Raw genomic sequence first — 18,035 nt, forward strand, 5'->3', positions numbered from 1 at the left:
CTAGGTGGATTTAAGTGAAATTAAAAACGCCCTTAATTTAGATGAACTTGAAAAATTAAGGATAAAATATTTAGGAAAAAATGGTCTTATAACTTCTGAATTTAAAAAATTAAAAAATTTAAGCGAAGAAGAAAGAAAAAAAGTAGCAAAAGAATTAAATGAATTAAAAGAAAAAGCAATCAATTTAATACAAAATAAAAAAACAGAGCTCGAAGAAAAACTACTTGATGAAAAAATGAAACTTGAAAAAATAGATGTTTCTCTTTATTCTCCAAAAAATACAGGGGCTATTCACCCTGTAACCGATACAATGAATAAAATTATCGAATTTTTTACAAGAATGAATTTTTCAGTAGAAACAGGGCCGCTTGTAGAAGATGATTTTCATAATTTTGAAGCCTTAAATCTTCCAAAATACCATCCGGCCCGCGATATGCAGGACACTTTTTATTTTAATGACGGAAAATTACTTAGAACCCACACTTCACCTGTTCAAATCAGAACAATGGAAAAACAAAAACCTCCAATCAGAATGATAAGTCCGGGGGCTGTGTTTAGAAGAGATTATGATTTAACCCATACGCCTATGTTTCATCAGGTCGAAGGTCTTGTTGTCGATGAAAAAGGAAAGGTAAGTTTTGCTAATTTAAAATTTATACTTGAAAGTTTTTTAATTCATATGTTTGGAGATGTAAAAGTCAGGTTTAGACCTTCATTTTTCCCGTTTACAGAACCGAGCGCTGAAGTTGATATAAGCTGTATTTTCTGTGGCGGAGAGGGTTGTAGGGTGTGTTCGCATACAGGTTGGCTTGAAGTGCTTGGTTGCGGAGTAGTTGATCCGAATGTATTTAAAGCTGTCGGATATGAAAATGTGAGCGGATATGCTTTTGGGCTCGGAGTTGAGAGATTTGCAATGCTTATAAATAAAATAAATGATTTAAGAAGTATGTATGAGGGGGATATTAGACTAATGGAGCAGTTCAAATGATAGTAACAAGAAAATGGCTTGAAGAATTTATTAATTTAGACGGAATTTCAACAGATGAAATAATTAAAGCGCTAAATAGTATAGGTAATGAAGTTGAAGGGTATAAAAAAATTGAAATTCCTGAAAATGTAGTAATCGGTGAAGTTATTGAGTGTGAAAAACACCCGAACGCCGATAAACTGAATGTATGTAAGGTAAATGTTGGCGATGAGACTCTTCAAATTGTATGTGGAGCTAAAAATGTGGCGGCGGGACAATATGTTGTTGTTTCAAAAGTCGGAGCATGTCTTCCTGAAATTAAGATAAAAAAAGCAAAACTCCGTGGAATTGAATCAAACGGAATGATTTGCGCCGCAAGAGAAATAGGACTTCCTGATTTTCACGAAGGAATAATGGTACTTGACAATTCTTTAGGTGAGCTTAAAATAGGGGAATATGCCGGAAATTATTTTAATGATGAAATAATAGAACTGGGTATTACTCCAAACAGGGGAGATTGCTTTTCAATTTATGGTATTGCAAGAGAGCTTGCCGCGGCTTTTAATAAAGATATTGTTTTTGATGAAATTACATACGAGGAAATTCCGGAAGGTATAGGAAGAGTTGTAAAATTTGATAAAACCGATATAAAACATTCGTCTCATTTAATAAAGGCTTTTAACGGTACTCCTAAAAGTAATGTAAAAATTAAATATAGACTGTCTTTATGTGAAATTGATGCAAAAGACGATTTGGACGAAATTGTAAAATATGCAATTCATGCAACAGGTGTTTTATTAGTGCCGTCAGATATTAAAGGAAGTTTTGAAGAAGAAAATGGAGTTGACATATTAAAAACAAGTTTCGGAATTTATAGAGTGGGAATAAAAAATGATATAAATCTTGAAAATCCGAGTCAGTTTATTATTGATGCAAATTATATTGATCCTGAATATGTAAGTGAAATTGTATATAAAAATAAATTAAAAACTGATGAATATTTTTACAGGGCAAGCAGGGGTAGTGAACCTGATTTAGAATTAGGTATCAATTATTTTATAAAAGAATCAAAATTAAAAGTATATTCTTCCGAAATGGATTTTGTTACCGAAAAAAAACCGTTGGTTTTAAATGTTTCTTCTAAAGAAATATGTAAAATTATCGGAGAAAACATCAGTGAAAATAAAATGGTTGAAATATTAAAAAAACTTGGATTTGTTGTTGAAATTATTGGTGAGGATGTTTTTAGGGTAAAGGTACCAGAATTCAGACCCGATATAAAAAATATACAGGATATTTCAGAAGAAATTTTAAGAATTTACGGAATTGACAAAATAAAATCAGCTCCGCTTGTATTTGAAGAAAAAGACAGAACCAATGAAGTAATTAAAAAATTGAATTTTATAAATGAGTTGAAATTAAAAGCAGTCGCCAACGGATTTTACGAAGTGATACATTTTATTTTTGACGATAAAGAGAGACTTAAAAAATATGGGTTTGAAATTTTAGAGGAAAAATTGGATTTGGCAAATCCTATTGTTAATGAACTTTCTACACTCCGTTCAACTCTGCTTTTACAGTTATTGGATGATGTAAAAAGAAACAGGGCAAACGGATATAAAGTAATTCAACTTTTCAGTATAGGAAGTGTATATAATAAAAACAGGGAAGAAACTACAAAACTTGCATTCGTAATGAGCGGAAACAGCGAATTTGAGAATGTTAAAAACCAGGGGAAACCTAGAAAAGTTGAATTTAAGGATTTAGTGGATAAACTTGCCCAGGTTATCGGAGAATTTAAATTGGTAGAAAATGAAAATTATCCATTGGTTCATCCGTATCAAAGTGCTTCTATCATTAAAAATGGCATAGAGATTGGAGTAATAGCAAAATTGCATCCGAAAGTACAGAAAGATTTTGAACTGGATGAAACTGTTTTTGCAGAAATTGATTTGGATAGAATTAAAAATAATAAAAAAGAAGCCAAAGAGATAAATAAATTTCCAAAAGTAACCAGGGATTTATCCATTGTAATTGATAAAAACACCACATATAAAGAAATTTTTGAAATCATTGATAATTTAAAAATTAAAGAATTAGTCGATTTTTACCCAATTGATATTTATGATATGCAGCAAAATTACTCACTTACCATAAGATTTGTAATTCAAGGTAAAAAAACCTTAACAGATAATGAAATAAATGATATAATGCAAAAAATCTTAAATTCGTTAGAAGAAAGAGGGTTTAGGTTAAGATGAATCTTGAGATAGTTGCCGGTAAAAGATTTGATGAAGAGTTTATAGTTGATGCTGATAAATCCATTTCGCATAGATGTGCAATTTTTTCTTTGTTAACCGATGGAATTAACAGGATTAAAAATTACTTAAAAGCGGAAGACACTTTAAATTCTCTTTCAATTGCCGAGTCCCTCGGGGCTGAGGTTAAAAAAAACGATAATGAACTTTTAATAACACCTCCTAAAAATTTAAAAGAAGCCGATGATGTTTTATATTGTGGAAACTCAGGGACGAGTATAAGAATATATATGGGGCTGCTTGCCGGAATTGACGGTTTTTTTGTGTTAACTGGTGATAAATACCTAAGACGTCGTCCTATGGGGAGGGTTGCAAATCCTCTGAGACAGATAGGTGCTAAAATTGACGGCAGAGATAACGGAAATTTGGCACCTCTTTGTGTGAGGGGCGGTAATCTAAAACATTTTGAATTTGAGAGTAAAATTGCTTCTGCTCAGGTTAAGTCAGCCCTTATTTTAGCAGGGCTTAACGGGGATGGTAAATCCGTTTACATTGAACCGTTTTTAAGCCGTGACCATACTGAAAGAATGTTAAGGGGTATGGGTGCGGATATTAAAAGTGAAAAGTTAAAAGTGAAAAATGAAGAATTTGGAAATGAAATTGAAAAAATTAAAATTGAAATAACTCCGCTTGAGAAAAAATTAACTCCGCTTGAAATAGAAGTTCCAAATGATCCAAGTTCCGCTTTTTTCTTTGCAGTTGCAGCCGCAATTAACAATTCCCGTGCTGTTGTTAAAAATGTAACATTAAATCCTACAAGAATAGAAGCTTATGAAGTTTTAAAAAGAATGGGCGCCAATGTCGAATATATTTTAAAAGAAAACAGATACGAGCCTATTGGTGATATTCTTGTCGAAGGAAATGAATTAAACGGCGTTGAAGTCAGTTCAAATATTCCTTGGCTGATAGATGAACTTCCGGCTCTATCTATTGCAATGGCAGTTGCTAATGGAAAAAGTATTGTAAAAAATGCAAAAGAACTCAGGGTTAAGGAATCTGACAGAATAAAAGCAGTGGTGGAGAATTTAAAAAATTTAGGAATAGAAGCAAATGAATTCGAAGACGGATATGAAATAACAGGGGGCTTTCCAAAAAGCGGAACTGTAAATTCATATGGAGATCACAGAATAGCAATGAGCTTTGCAGTTTTAGGACTTTTATCACCAATAAAAATAATTGATGTCGATTGTATAAATACTTCTTTTCCTAATTTTTTTAATCTGTTTGGCAAAATTGCCGAATACAGGATTGAAAATGCTGATTAAAAAAGCTAAAAGTTACGGATTTTGTTTTGGGGTAAAAAGGGCAGTTGAAATTGCAGAAGATTCAAAAAATGCGGTAACTCTCGGTCCTCTTATTCATAATCCACTGGAAATTAAGAGATTAGCCCAAAATTATAACGTAAATTATGTTGATTCAATTGATAAGATAGATGATAATATAAAAAGAGTGATAGTCAGGACTCACGGTATTCCCAAAAAGGAATTGGAAAAACTAAAAAATAAGAATATAGAAATTATTGATGCGACCTGTCCATTTGTAAAAAAACCACAGGAAATTGTGGAGGAAATGAGTAAGGCCGGGTATGATATTGTGATTTTCGGAGACATTAACCATCCTGAAATAAAAGGTGTAATGAGTTACAGTGTACATGAAAGGGTTTTTGTCGTTTTAGATGTGAAAGAACTTAAAAATATTAAACTTAAAGAACACATTGCAACGGTTGCCCAAACTACAAGAAAAATTAATGATTATTTGAAAATTACAGATTATCTCATTCAAAATTACAAGGAAGTCAGGGTTTTTAATACTATATGTAATGCTACATTTGAAAACCAGGATGCCGTAAGAGAACTTGCAAAAGAAGCCGATATTATGATAATTATAGGCGGTAAAAATTCATCCAACACCAAACAATTGTATAATATTGCCAGTGAATACTGTGAGAGTTATTTAATAGAAAATGAAAATGAAATAAATCCCGAGTGGTTTAAAAATAAAAAGCTCTGCGGTATAAGCGCTGGAGCTTCGACTCCGGAATGGCTGGTAGAAAAAATAATCTCAAAAATAAAGGAAGTGACATGGAATTAAAAATTGGTGATGTAGTTGAATTTAAAATTGAAAAAATTATAAAAGGCGGCTTTATAGGTCATATTGACGATCAAGAAGTATTTTTGCCAAAAAGTTTAAGCGGATTAAGAGAGGATGAAAGTGTAATAGGTAAAAATGTAAAGGCTAAAGTTAAGGAATTTAAGGAAAATTCGGTTGTGGTTGATAGAAAAGCTTATTTGAATGAAGTTAAGGAGAAATTAGAATCTTTAAAAGATAAAATTATTGTTGCAAAAGTTGTAAAAGTTAAAAATAACGGTATAGTTATTGATGTTGACGGTATCAGCGGATTTGTTCCAAAAGATGAAATTTTTTATAAAAAAATCGATCATAAAAAATATATAAGTGTTGATGATGAAGTGGAAGTTATGTTAATAGATCCTGTAAGAAGGATATTCTCCATAAAAAAAGCGCTGCCTAATCCTTGGGAAGAGGTTAAGGATTTAAATAAAGGTGACATTGTAAAAGTTACGGTTTCACATATAACCGAATACGGCGCTTTTGTTGATTTGGGAAACGGGGTTGAAGGATTTTTACACATCAGTGAGATTAACTGGGACGGGATTAATGATTTGACAATCGGCGATGAAATAGAAGTTGAAATTGTGGAAATAATTCCTGAGGAAGAAAAGTTAAGAGTCAGCAGAAAAAATTTATTAAATAAGCCGGCAAGTGAATTTGCTAAAAAATATAAAGCCGGAGATATTGTAAAAGGAATTGTTACCAAATTTATCAATGTAGGGGCTTTTGTTGAAATTGACGGAATTAGCGTACTTTTGCCAAATAAATTTGTTAGCTTTAAAAAAGGTGAAAAAGCAAATGAAGTGTTAAATATCGGTGATGAAATTGAAGTTAAAGTTATTACTATTGAAGAAGATAATAATAAGGTAATTGTTTCTAGAAAAGATGTTATGCCAAATCCTTACGAGGAATTTGCAAAAAAATATGAAATAGGCGACAGGGTAAGCGGAAAAGTAAAACATATTACAGATTTTGGAAGTTTCATTGATTTGGGTGATGTTGAAGCATTAGTCAGAAAAGAAGATTTAAAAAATGAATATAATGTTGGTGATGATTTTGAAGGTAGAATAATAGAAATTAACGGAGATAAAATTAAGTTGGCTGAATGAAAATTATAATTTCTTTTTTAACCATTTTAATTTTTGCTTTATTAATTTTAACTTATGTTAAAATTTCAAAGCCGAATGTAAGTAATTATGAATTAAAAAAAAATGAAATAAATTTGTCAAAATTAAAATCCAAAGAAAGTTTAAATTTTACATATAAATATAATGCTCTTCCTGCAAGGGTGTTGTATGAAAAAATAAATTTTAAAAATATAAAAACAGTAATTTTTTATAAATTAATTATTAAAAATGATGATAAATTTGCACTTTTTAATATTTTGGAAATTTTAAAAAGCAAAAAAATAACTTATTCAATGATTAAACAAAAAAACACCCAGATTTTTGTAATATTTAGAAGTTTAAAAGAAGCAGAAGATATTTTAAATTTATTTAAATTTTATAATTTTCCGGTAAAATTACAAAAATTTATAAAAAGGATATAAATGAAAGTTGTAGTTTGTGATCCAATTCATGAAGCGGGATTTGAGATTTTAAAAAAAGCAAAAGATATAGAAGTTGTTAATGCAAGTAAAACTCCAAAAGATGAACTTTTAAAAGTTATTGAAGATGCCGATGGTGTGATTACGAGGAGTCCTACACCTGTTGATGAAAAATTTCTAACACACGCCAAAAAATTAAAAGCAATTGTAAGGGCCGGGGTAGGTGTTGATAATGTGGATATAAAAGCATGTTCAAAAAGAGGTATTATTGTAATGAATGTTCCTACTGCAAACACTTTAGCGGCTGTAGAACTTACAATGGCCCATTTATTAACAGCTGCCAGAAGTTTTACAAATGCGGTATGGAATCTGAAAAAAGAACATGTTTGGAACAGGGAAAAATGGCTTGGAATTGAACTTGCAGGTAAAAAGCTTGGAATTATCGGTTTTGGTAATATCGGTAGCAGGGTTGGAATCAGGGCAAAAGCGCTTGAAATGGAAGTTATTACATACGATCCATACATCGATCCAAGCAAAGCAACTGATTTAGGTGTTAAATATACAACAGATTTTGATGAAATACTTAAATGCGATTTTATTACTATTCACACTCCAAAAACCCCGGAAACAATAAATATGATTACAAAAAAAGAAATTGAGAAAATGAAAGACGGAGTAGTACTTATTAACTGTGCTAGAGGTGGGCTTTACAATGAAAAAGACGTATATGAAGGATTAAAATCAGGAAAAATCAGATGGCTCGGAATTGATGTTTTTGAAAAAGAGCCGGTAACTGAGCATCCGTTTTTTGAGCTTGAAAATACTTCAGTTACACCTCATATAGGAGCAAATACTTACGAATCACAGGAAAGAATTGCGACTCAGGCGGCTCAGGCAATTATTGAAGCATTAAGAGGCAGCAGTTATCCAAACGCACTAAATCTTCCGATTAACACAGCAAATACACCTGAGTGGGTAATTGATTATTTAGAGCTTTCTCAAAAAATGGGATATATCCTTTCTCAGATTATTAAAAAATCTATTAAAAAAGTAAAAGTTAATCTCAGCGGCGATATTTCAAATGAAGACAAATCTGTTTTAACATTTACATTGGTAGGACTTCTTAAAAACATAACTGACAGTGTAAATTATGTAAATGCCGAGTTTCTTGCAAAAGAAAAAGGGATTGATTTAGAAGTTAATGAAATTAAAAATCCTACATACAAAAATTTTGTAAATATCAAAGTAATTACAGATGAAGGAGAATACTCAATAAGCGGTACTATGCTAGATAAATATCCAAGAGTTGTGGAATTTAAAGGATTTGATTTAGAATTTGAGCCAAAAGGGAAAATGATTTTCTTTAAAAATACTGACGTGCCTGGAGTTATAGGAGAAGTCGGTATGACGCTTGCAAAATACAATATTAATATTGCGGATTTCAGACTTGGCAGAAACAAAGAAGGTCAGGCTATGGCCGTAATAATTGTTGATAACGATGTAAATGAAGAAGTGCTTAGTGAACTGAGAAATTTAAAAGCCGCGCTTAGCGTAGCATATGCGGAAATTTAATAAAAGGAGTAATTTATGGCGTACAGTATGAGTGATTTGAAAAAATATCTGAATATTGAACTTGACGGAATCCCTTATAAAATAGTTGAATATCATCACGTAAAACCTGGAAAAGGTGCTGCTTTTGTTAGAACCAAGCTTAAAAACTTAATTGACGGGAGAGTGATTGAAAAAACCTTTCATGCAGGTGATAAAGCTGATGAACCAAATCTAGAGAGAAGAAAATATCAATATTCATATAATGAAGGTGATATTTATTATTTTATGGATACCAATACTTATGAAATGCTGCCTGTAGATGTAAAAGTATTTGAAGAATCAAAACAGTTTTTACTTGACGGAATGGAGGTTGATATATTGTTTCATAATGGGAAAGTAATTGGTGTAGAACTTCCTATGACAGTGGAATTGACTGTTACCGAAACCCAGCCGGTTAGCAATAGGGATAGAAGTGGGGCATGTAGGAAACCTGCAACTCTTGAAACCGGTGCTGTTGTTACTGTTCCATGTCATATAGTAGAAGGCGATAAAATAAAAGTTGATACAAGAACTGGCGAATACTTAGAAAAAGTAAAATAATGTTAGCTGAAAAAGTAAAAAAAGCTATCAGGGATATCCCTGATTACCCTAAAAAAGGTATTATTTTTAAAGATATTACAACACTTTTAAATAACGGGGAACTGTTTGCCGAGGTTGTTGATTATTTTGCAAACAAATATAAAGATGTTGATTTTGTATGTGGGATTGAAAGCAGGGGATTTATTTTTGGAGGTGCCATTGCATATGCAATGAAAAAGGGATTTGTGCCTCTTAGAAAAAAAGGAAAACTGCCTTATACAACCGTCAGTGAAAAGTATGCACTTGAATATGGCTTTGATGAAATAGAAATTCATATTGATGCTTTTAAAAATATTAAAAATCCGAAAGTTTTGCTTATTGACGACTTAATTGCAACAGGCGGAACCGCCGAAGCTGCTGTAAAACTTATACAAAAAGTCGGAGGAGAAGTTTTAGCTGCCGGTTTTTTGATCGAACTTTCATTTTTAGATGGTGTAAAAAAATTAGAAAATCTAGGAGTAAAAGTAGATAGTATTCTTAAAATAAATGGATAATTTTGAAAAATTAAATAAAGGAAATTGATGTATATTCCAAAACCTATATTTGACCCGGATGAGAGAGGGCATTTTGACAAATTCGGCGGAAAATATGTTCCTGAAACTTTGATGCCTGTACTTGAAGAACTTGAAGAATTTTATAAAAGTGTAAGATTCGATAGAAATTTTTGGAAAGAAATGGATTACTATTATAAAGAGTATATCGGAAGGCCTACCAATCTTTATTACGCTCCCAATTTAAGTAATGAACTTAATGCAAAAATATACCTTAAAAGAGAAGATTTAAACCATACAGGAGCCCATAAAATAAATAACACAATAGGACAGGTTTTACTAGCTAAAAAAATGGGTAAAAAAAGAGTGATTGCTGAAACTGGAGCTGGTCAGCATGGTGTTGCCACTGCTACTGCGGCTGCACTTTTCGGGCTTGAATGTGAAGTATTTATGGGCGAGAAGGATGTAAAAAGACAGGAACTTAATGTTTTCAGAATGGAGCTTCTTGGAGCAAAGGTACATCCTGTAAAAAGCGGAAGCAAAACACTTAAAGATGCTATGAATGAAGCTATAAGATACTGGGTTACAAATGCAAGGGATACTTTTTATGTAATTGGAACTGTTGCAGGTCCTCACCCTTATCCTATGCTTGTGAGGGATTTTCAGGCTGTTATCGGCTATGAAGCTAAAGCCCAGATTTTAGCAAAAGAAGGGAAACTTCCCGATTATGTTATTGCATGTATCGGTGGTGGAAGTAATGCAATGGGGATTTTCTCGCATTTTTTGGAAGAAGAAAATGTTCAGTGTATTGGAATTGAAGCCGGAGGTCTTGGTATTGAGAGCGGAAAACACGGGGCAAGTTTGAATGCGGGAACACCCGGGGTACTTCATGGGCAGATGAGCTATCTGCTTCAGGATGAAGACGGACAGATTAAAGAAGCATATTCTATTTCAGCGGGTCTTGATTATCCGGGAATTGGACCGGAGCATGCATACCATTTTGAAGCTGAAAGAGTGAAATATGATTATATTACTGATAAAGAAGCACTTGATGCATTTGTTTGGCTTAGCAGGAAAGAGGGAATTATTCCGGCATTTGAAAGTTCTCATGCTGTTGCATATCTCAAAAAGTTAAAGGATATTGAAGGAAAAACAGTAATAGTAAATCTCTCAGGCAGGGGAGATAAAGATATGATGAGTGCAAAAAATATATTAAAGTTTGAAATTTAATGAAAAAAATTCTTTTTTTAACTCTTTTTTTTAGTTTTATTTGGGCGTTTGATCTGCATTCAGTTAAAGAATTTTTCAATGAAGATAATTTAATCCATTTACTTAAAGAATATGGCTATATAATATTGTTTTTTTGGTCTATTTTTGAAGGCGAAACTGGCCTTGTAATGGCAGGAGTTTTATCTCATACTGGTGATATGAATTTATTTGCTTCTATTGTAGTAGCAGCTTTTGGAGGTTTTACAGGAGACCAAATTTATTATTATTTAGGAAAATTAAATAAAGCTTGGATTTTGAAAGAATTTAATCAACATAGAAGAAAATTTGCAAAAGCAAAAATGCTTCTTAAAAAATACGGTATGGGTGTCGTTTTTATTCAAAGATTTATTTATGGGATGAGAACCATTATTCCGATGACTATCGGAGTTTTAAATTATGATGCAAAAAAATTTGCAATTGTTAATTTAATTAGTGCCTTTATATGGGCAAGTGTCACTATAATTCCAAGTTATATTTTCGGGGAAGAAATTTTGGATATTCTTAAATGGTTAAAACATCACTGGTATATAGGTATTGTTTTTGTAATTGCAATGTTTACTGTTACATGGTATATAAATAAAAAGGAGGATTAATGGAATTTATAAATGGAAAAGGTGAAGTTAAAGCAAAAATAGTAGTTAACGGTGCTAAAAGTTTTGAAGAGTACGGATTTAATGGAAAAGACGGGGAAGTTTTAGTCTTACCTGAGAAAAAAAGAATTTATGTGGGAATTGATAGCATAAATCCTGAAAATATTAAAACTGCTACTGCTGCTATTATAAAAGCTCTTAAAAAATATAAATTTGAAAGTGTGGAAATTACTCCGCCAAATACAAAAGATGAAAGTATTTTAATTCCATTTTTTGAAGGATTTATATTAGGGGATTATGAGTTTGATAAATATAAAAGCGAAAAAGCAAAACATCCTGTTAAAAAAATAGCAATTAATTCTAAAAGAGATTTTCAGAAAATTGTTAAAGAAGCAAAAATCAGGGCAAATGCTATAAATTTTGTAAGAGATGTAATTAATTCAGTTCCCGATGAAATAACTCCTGCAAAACTTGCGGCTATTGCTGAAGATGTAGCAAAAGAAAGTAAACTTGAATGTAAAATATATGATGAAAATTATTTATATGAAAACGGATACCATGCTTTTTATGCAGTTGGAAAAGCAAGTTCCAATCCTCCAAGACTGATTCATTTAACTTATAAACCAAAAAATGCAAAAAGAAAAATAGTATTTGTTGGAAAAGGGCTTTGTTATGACAGTGGAGGATTAAGTCTTAAACCTGCAGATTATATGGTAACTATGAAAAGCGATAAGTCCGGGGCTGTAACAGTTCTTGGGATTATAAAAGCCATAAGTGAATTAGGACTTGATATTGAAGTTCATGCAATTTTAGGTGCGGCTGAAAATATGATAGGCGGAAATGCCTATAAACCGGACGATGTATTAAAGGCAAAAAACGGTAAAACTATTGAGATTAGAAATACAGATGCCGAGGGGAGACTTGTTTTGGCTGACTGTTTGTGTTATGCTGATGAAGAAATTAAAGATTATGATGAAATTTATGATTTTGCTACATTAACAGGTGCCTGTGTAGTGGGACTGGGAGAATATACAGCCGGAATTATGGGATATAACCGGGAAAAAATAAATAAAATAATAGAAAATGCCGAAAAAGCCGGTGAAAACATTGCATATTTACCGTTTAACAAACATCTTAAAAAACTTCTAAAAAGTAACATCGCGGATATTTGTAACATTGCATCAAGCAGATACGGTGGTGCTCTTACTGCGGGACTGTTTTTACGCGAATTTGTAAATAATACTGATAAATGGACTCATCTTGATATAGCCGGACCCGCTTTTGTAGAAAAAGAATGGGGGTATAATCCGCACGGTGCAAGCGGATTTGGAGTTGATACTTTTATAAACTACCTAAAATCTCTTTAATTTCTTTTTTTTATCTAGAATAATAAAAAGTATTTTATGCAGTTTTCTATTGATTATTTAAAAAGTTGTCTTATATTTTTTCATAAGATATAATTTCATAAAATATTTAAGGAGAATATATATATGAAAGTTGGAATTGTCGGACTGCCGAATGTTGGAAAATCTACTACATTTAATGCACTTACTAAAACGCAAAATGCGGAAGCTCAAAATTATCCTTTTTGTACAATAGAGCCAAATAAAGCAATAGTACCTGTACCGGATAATAGAATAGAAGAACTTGCCAAGATAGTAAACCCAGATAGAATTCAATATTCAACCATAGAATTTGTCGATATTGCAGGACTTGTTAAGGGAGCAAGCAAAGGTGAAGGGCTTGGAAATCAGTTTTTGGCAAATATTAGGGAAACTGATATAATCTTGCATATGGTTAGGTGTTTTGAAGACCCAAATGTTATTCATGTGGAAAATAGTGTAGACCCAATAAGAGATGTTGAAATAATTGAGCAGGAACTACTTTATGCAGATATGCAGACACTTGAGAAGAGAATAAATAGACTTCAAAAACAGGCAAAAGGCAGCAAAGAAGCAAAAGCTCAGCTTGAACTAGCAAATGAGCTTATGGAATGGCTGGCTGAAGGTAATCCTGTCAGGACTTTTCCTAAAAAAGATGAAGAAGCATTTAAAGTGCTTGAGAGAGAACTTAACTTTTTAACAAATAAAGAAATTTTTTACGGGGCAAATGTTGATGAAGAAGGGCTAGCAGTTGATAATGAATATGTAATAGCCCTAAAAGAGTATGCTAAAAAACATAATAGGGAAGTTATAAAACTTTGTGCTAAACTTGAAGAAGAAATGGTGGATATGAGTGATGAGGAAAGACATGAATTTCTTGAGAGTCTTGGGGCAAAAGAGAGCGGGCTTGACCAGATTATTAGAAAAGCGTATGAAAAACTTGATTTGATAAGTTATTTTACAGCCGGAAAAATCGAGGTTAGAAGCTGGACAATCAAAAAAGGTACAAAAGCACCTCAGGCTGCGGGAGTTATTCATACAGATTTTGAAAAAGGGTTTATCAGGGCTGAGGTTATCAGTTATGAAGATTTTGTAAAATATGGAGGTGAACAGGGTGCAAAAGAAGCCGGGGCTATGAGGCTTGAAGGGAAAGATTATGTAGTCCAAGACGGTGATGTAATGCATTTCAGGTTTAATGTATGAAAGTAGAAATAACAAAAAAAGCATATGAGAAATTAAAAAAAAGATTTCCGTGGGTATATAGGAATGAGATAATTTCTCTTCCTGACTGTGACAGAGGAACTATTGCCGATTTGGTTTATAAAGGTGAGTATGTCGCAACGGCTTTTATAAATCCTGTAAGTAAAATTACTGCAAGAGTAATAAGTTTTGAAAAAACACATATTGATAAAGAATTTTTTTATAAAAGAATTAAAAAAGCGCTAAAAAACAGGCTTACTGAAATAGAGAGTAAAAATATTATGTTAAGTTTAGAGAAAGAATTTAATTCTAACTCCCTAAGAGTTGTACATTCTGAAGCTGATTTTCTGCCCGGACTCATTATCGATAAATATGGGGACAATCTTGTTGTTTCTTTTACAACTGCAGGAATGGATAATTTTAAAGGTATTATAGTTGAAATTTTAATAGATTTACTGAACCCCAAAGGCATATATGAAAAAGGTGATAAAATTCGTCAGAAAGAAGGTTTGGAAGTTGTAAATGAAATTCTTTATGGAAATATAGATGATGAATTTATCATAGTTGAAAATGATAAAAAATTTATAACTAATCTCAAAGTTGGGCAAAAAACAGGATTTTTTTTAGACCAAAGAAAAAACAGAAAAATTGTAGGGGAATATGGAAATAAAAAGACTCTTGATTTGTTTGCAAATTCCGGCGGATTTGGAATATATGCAAATGCCTCTTTTACTAAATTTGTGGAAATTTCAGCTCTTGCCTGTTCTCAGATAGAAAAAAACTGCGAATTAAATGGACTTCAAAATTATGAAATAATAAAAGCGGATGTATTTAAATTTTTAGAAAATGAAAAAGAAAAATATGATTTGATTGTTATTGACCCTCCTGCTTTTGCAAAAAACAAAAATGCAAAAAAAGGTGCTCTTAAAGGTTGGAAATATCTTATAGTAAATTCTCTGAAACTTTTAGAAGAGAATGGATATTTGGCACTGTTTAGCTGTTCAAGCGCTATTAGTTCAAAGGATTTGTTGGATTTGGCTCTAAGCAGTGCCATAATTGAGAAATGTGATTTGGAAGTAATTGATTTTTTAAAACAGGATGTTGACCATCCGTATGTTTTAAATATTCCAAATTCGCTTTATTTAACAGGGGTGCTTTTAAGGAGGATTTAATGAAAAAATTTTTATTTATCAGGCATTCATTAGCGGTTGAAGCATATGAATTTAAAGGTCATGATTTTGACAGGCCTTTGACTCCAAAAGGAAAAATAAGGGCAAAAGGTTTTTTTAGAGTAGTAAAAAAAATTTATCCTGTAATCAATTATATAATTACTTCAAAAGCAATCCGTGCAAAAGAAACCGCTGAAATATTAAAAGAATTTTATCCTGAAAGTGTTTTTATTGAAACTGAATTATTATTTCCGGGCGCTAATTTTAAAAATTTTAAAGAAATTGTTGAAAATAAAAACGGTATTATCGCAATTGTCGGGCATCAACCGGATTTGAGTGAATTTATTTCAAAACTTACCCATTCAGACTGTTATTTTAAACTTTCAAAGCCGTCACTTGCGGAAGTTGAAGACAATATTCTAAAAGCTCTTTTTAGTTACAAACATTTCAGGAATTTTAATGAATCAGATAACGCTTAAAATTTTAAATCATATAGCTAAAAAGCAAAACAGTGATATTATTGAAGTTTTTAGTGTTTTTCTTGCAAATATAACTTCGGGAAATGAAGATTTTGAAAAAGTGGCTTTAAAAATTTTTGATTTAAATAAACTAAATGATAAAGAAATTAATTTGTTAAAAGATTTTTTTGATTATTTGAGAGAAGATGTTGATAATGATAAAAATTTTAAAGAAAAACTCTGTTTGTTTGTTGAAGATTATAAAAAAACTGCAACCGATTTGGCTTCTTTTTTTGTAATATTTTTGCCAAAAGATGTTATATTCAGTAAAAATCCTGAAAAAATAAAAGATTCTCTTTCAATTTATCCAAAAGAGATAAAAGAAGCTATTATTAAAGCTATTGAATTTTTGAGTTTACTGACAACAGATATTGATAACAATACAAAAAAAGAAATTTTTCAAAACATAATAGAAATTATGATTATTTTAAGCGGAATTATGAAAGTTTTAGGAGAAAGTAATGAAATTTAATGATTTAAAAGAATATATAAAAATTATAGATACTCCCCTTGATATAAATCTTGAAATACCTCATTTAGCTTATATTGAAGCCAAGAAGAAAAATCCTAAAATTTTAATGTTTACCAATCCAAAAGAAGGCAATAAAAAATTTGATATGCCTGTTGTTATGAATATTTTTGCAAATGACAAGGTGGTTGAAAAAATTTTCGGAAAAAATCTTGATTTGATTGCAGCTGAAATTGAAGAACTTATAAAACTCAAACCTCCTAAAACACTCAGTGAAAAATTAAAAATATTTGGGAAACTTTTCGCACTTAAAAATACAATTCCAAAAAGAGTAAAAAGTGCAGAATGTCAATATTATGTTAAGCAAGGTGAAGCGGTAAATTTAAATGATTTACCAATTCTAAAAACCTGGCCGCTTGATGGTGGAAAATTTATAACTATGGGGCAGGTTTATACTAAAAGTCTTGATGGTGAGACGCGTAATGTTGGAATGTACAGGCTTCAGGTTTATGATGATAAAAGACTCGGACTTCACTGGCAGATTCACAAAGACAGCGCCCATCTTTTTTGGGAGTATAAAAAAGCCGGGGTTAAAATGCCGGTAAGTGTTGCAATAGGCGGAGACCCGCTTTATACGTGGTGTGCTACGGCACCAATGCCTCCAGGTATATTTGAACTTATGCTTTACGGATTTATAAGAAAAGAAAATCCAAGATTAATCAAATGTATAAGCAATGATTTGGAAGTTCCTGCCGATGCGGATATTGTGATAGAAGGATGGTGCGATCCGGAGGAGTTGGAAATTGAGGGAATGTTTGGAGACCATACAGGCTATTATACTCTTAAAAAACCTTTTCCCGTAATGCATGTAGAAACTATAACCACTAAAAAAGAGCCTGTTTATTATGCAACGGTTGTAGGAAAACCACCTCTTGAGGATAAATATATGGGTTATGCGACTGAGAGGATATTTTTACCGCTTTTAAAAACTTCAGCACCTGATTTGATTGATTATGCAATGCCTGAAAACGGAGTGTTTCATAATCTGATTTTGGCAAAAATTGCACCAAGATACCCGGGGCATTCTATGCAGATAATGCATTCTCTTTGGGGAGTGGGGCAGATGAGTTTTGTAAAACACGCTGTTTTTGTGGATGAAAATGCACCTGATCTTAGAGATTATGAAAATTTAACAAGATATATTTTAAATAATTTTGATAAAAAAAGGGTATTAATTAGCAAGGGAATTGTTGATGAGCTTGACCATTCAAGCGTGGAGGAATTGGTAGGCGGTAAGCTTGGGGTTGATGCAACTAAGAATGAAAAATGGAAAATGGAAAATGGAAAATTAAAAATATTAAATGATGAAGAATTATTGAAAAAATTAAAAAGTGTTGAGCCTTTAATTGAGAATGTCAGACAGTATTTTACCGATACCAAAAATCCGATTTGTGTAATCAAGTTTAAAAAGCAAAATTGTGCTAAAAATATTTTTGATAAAATAAAAGAGTTTAAAGAAAACCTAAGAATAGTTGTGTTTATTGATACAGACGAAGCAGATAATCCGTATATGCTTGTGTGGAGAGTTACGAATAATATAGATGCTTTGCGTGATGTTTGGATTGATGAAATTGTTGGAATTGACGGAAGCAATAAAAACGCCATTGATGGATTTACAAGAGAGTGGCCGCCGGATGTTGATGTTGATAAAAATGTAATAGAAAAATTAAAAAATTTAGGATTAATTGAGGGAATCAGTGAAGAAGAATTAAAAAAATATCAGATAATTTAAAGGC

General features: G+C 31.8%; 17 protein-coding genes. All 17 read left to right on the forward strand.

The window, feature by feature from the left end:
- The first annotated feature begins 4 nt into the window (after window positions 1-4).
- Window positions 5-988 carry a phenylalanine--tRNA ligase subunit alpha gene (gene pheS / locus LNAT_RS07590; protein ID WP_096260014.1) on the forward strand — a complete coding sequence of 328 codons (984 nt, stop codon included), beginning with the start codon at window positions 5-7 and terminating at the stop codon, window positions 986-988.
- On the forward strand, window positions 985-3,228 hold the full coding sequence (gene ytpR / locus LNAT_RS07595) for a YtpR family tRNA-binding protein (protein ID WP_096260015.1): 2,244 nt from the start codon (window positions 985-987) through the stop codon (window positions 3,226-3,228). Before pheS ends, ytpR begins: the two co-directional genes overlap by 4 nt.
- Window positions 3,225-4,550 carry a 3-phosphoshikimate 1-carboxyvinyltransferase gene (gene aroA / locus LNAT_RS07600; RefSeq protein ID WP_096260016.1) on the forward strand — a complete coding sequence of 442 codons (1,326 nt, stop codon included), beginning with the start codon at window positions 3,225-3,227 and terminating at the stop codon, window positions 4,548-4,550. Before ytpR ends, aroA begins: the two co-directional genes overlap by 4 nt.
- A complete protein-coding gene (locus LNAT_RS07605) occupies window positions 4,540-5,376 on the forward strand; it encodes a 4-hydroxy-3-methylbut-2-enyl diphosphate reductase (RefSeq protein WP_096260017.1) in 837 nt (278 codons plus the stop codon). The genes aroA and LNAT_RS07605 overlap by 11 nt, the downstream gene beginning before the upstream one ends.
- A complete protein-coding gene (locus tag LNAT_RS07610; RefSeq protein ID WP_096260018.1) occupies window positions 5,367-6,524 on the forward strand; it encodes a S1 RNA-binding domain-containing protein in 1,158 nt (385 codons plus the stop codon). Before LNAT_RS07605 ends, LNAT_RS07610 begins: the two co-directional genes overlap by 10 nt.
- On the forward strand, window positions 6,521-6,964 hold the full coding sequence (locus LNAT_RS07615) for a hypothetical protein (protein WP_096260019.1): 444 nt from the start codon (window positions 6,521-6,523) through the stop codon (window positions 6,962-6,964). The genes LNAT_RS07610 and LNAT_RS07615 overlap by 4 nt, the downstream gene beginning before the upstream one ends.
- Window positions 6,965-8,533, forward strand: coding sequence for a phosphoglycerate dehydrogenase (gene serA, locus LNAT_RS07620; RefSeq protein WP_096260020.1), 1,569 nt, complete (start codon window positions 6,965-6,967; stop codon window positions 8,531-8,533).
- A 15-nt stretch (window positions 8,534-8,548) separates the two neighbouring features.
- Complete coding sequence (gene efp, locus LNAT_RS07625) at window positions 8,549-9,112, forward strand: elongation factor P (protein WP_096260021.1); 564 nt, start codon at window positions 8,549-8,551, stop codon at window positions 9,110-9,112.
- A complete protein-coding gene (locus LNAT_RS07630; RefSeq protein ID WP_096260022.1) occupies window positions 9,112-9,645 on the forward strand; it encodes an adenine phosphoribosyltransferase in 534 nt (177 codons plus the stop codon). The genes efp and LNAT_RS07630 overlap by 1 nt, the downstream gene beginning before the upstream one ends.
- A gap of 27 nt (window positions 9,646-9,672) precedes the next feature.
- Window positions 9,673-10,872, forward strand: a complete 1,200-nt coding sequence (gene trpB, locus LNAT_RS07635) for a tryptophan synthase subunit beta (RefSeq protein WP_096260023.1) — start codon at window positions 9,673-9,675, stop codon at window positions 10,870-10,872.
- On the forward strand, window positions 10,872-11,504 hold the full coding sequence (locus tag LNAT_RS07640; RefSeq protein ID WP_096260024.1) for a DedA family protein: 633 nt from the start codon (window positions 10,872-10,874) through the stop codon (window positions 11,502-11,504). The genes trpB and LNAT_RS07640 overlap by 1 nt, the downstream gene beginning before the upstream one ends.
- Complete coding sequence (locus LNAT_RS07645; RefSeq protein ID WP_096260025.1) at window positions 11,504-12,868, forward strand: leucyl aminopeptidase; 1,365 nt, start codon at window positions 11,504-11,506, stop codon at window positions 12,866-12,868. Before LNAT_RS07640 ends, LNAT_RS07645 begins: the two co-directional genes overlap by 1 nt.
- A gap of 123 nt (window positions 12,869-12,991) precedes the next feature.
- The gene (gene ychF, locus LNAT_RS07650) at window positions 12,992-14,086 is read left to right on the forward strand and encodes a redox-regulated ATPase YchF (RefSeq protein ID WP_096260026.1); all 1,095 of its coding nucleotides are present in this window, start codon (window positions 12,992-12,994) and stop codon (window positions 14,084-14,086) included.
- Window positions 14,083-15,255: a class I SAM-dependent rRNA methyltransferase gene (locus tag LNAT_RS07655; protein WP_096260027.1), complete on the forward strand. Its 1,173-nt coding sequence runs from the start codon at window positions 14,083-14,085 to the stop codon at window positions 15,253-15,255. The genes ychF and LNAT_RS07655 overlap by 4 nt, the downstream gene beginning before the upstream one ends.
- Window positions 15,255-15,731 (forward strand): SixA phosphatase family protein, encoded by a 477-nt coding sequence (locus LNAT_RS07660; RefSeq protein ID WP_096260028.1) that lies wholly within the window; start codon window positions 15,255-15,257, stop codon window positions 15,729-15,731. Before LNAT_RS07655 ends, LNAT_RS07660 begins: the two co-directional genes overlap by 1 nt.
- Window positions 15,712-16,242 carry a hypothetical protein gene (locus tag LNAT_RS07665; RefSeq protein ID WP_096260029.1) on the forward strand — a complete coding sequence of 177 codons (531 nt, stop codon included), beginning with the start codon at window positions 15,712-15,714 and terminating at the stop codon, window positions 16,240-16,242. Before LNAT_RS07660 ends, LNAT_RS07665 begins: the two co-directional genes overlap by 20 nt.
- A complete protein-coding gene (locus tag LNAT_RS07670) occupies window positions 16,232-18,031 on the forward strand; it encodes a menaquinone biosynthesis decarboxylase (RefSeq protein WP_096260030.1) in 1,800 nt (599 codons plus the stop codon). The genes LNAT_RS07665 and LNAT_RS07670 overlap by 11 nt, the downstream gene beginning before the upstream one ends.
- Window positions 18,032-18,035 lie beyond the last annotated feature (4 nt).

This window comes from Lebetimonas natsushimae (assembly GCF_002335445.1).
Lineage (GTDB): Bacteria > Campylobacterota > Campylobacteria > Campylobacterales > Nautiliaceae > Lebetimonas > Lebetimonas natsushimae.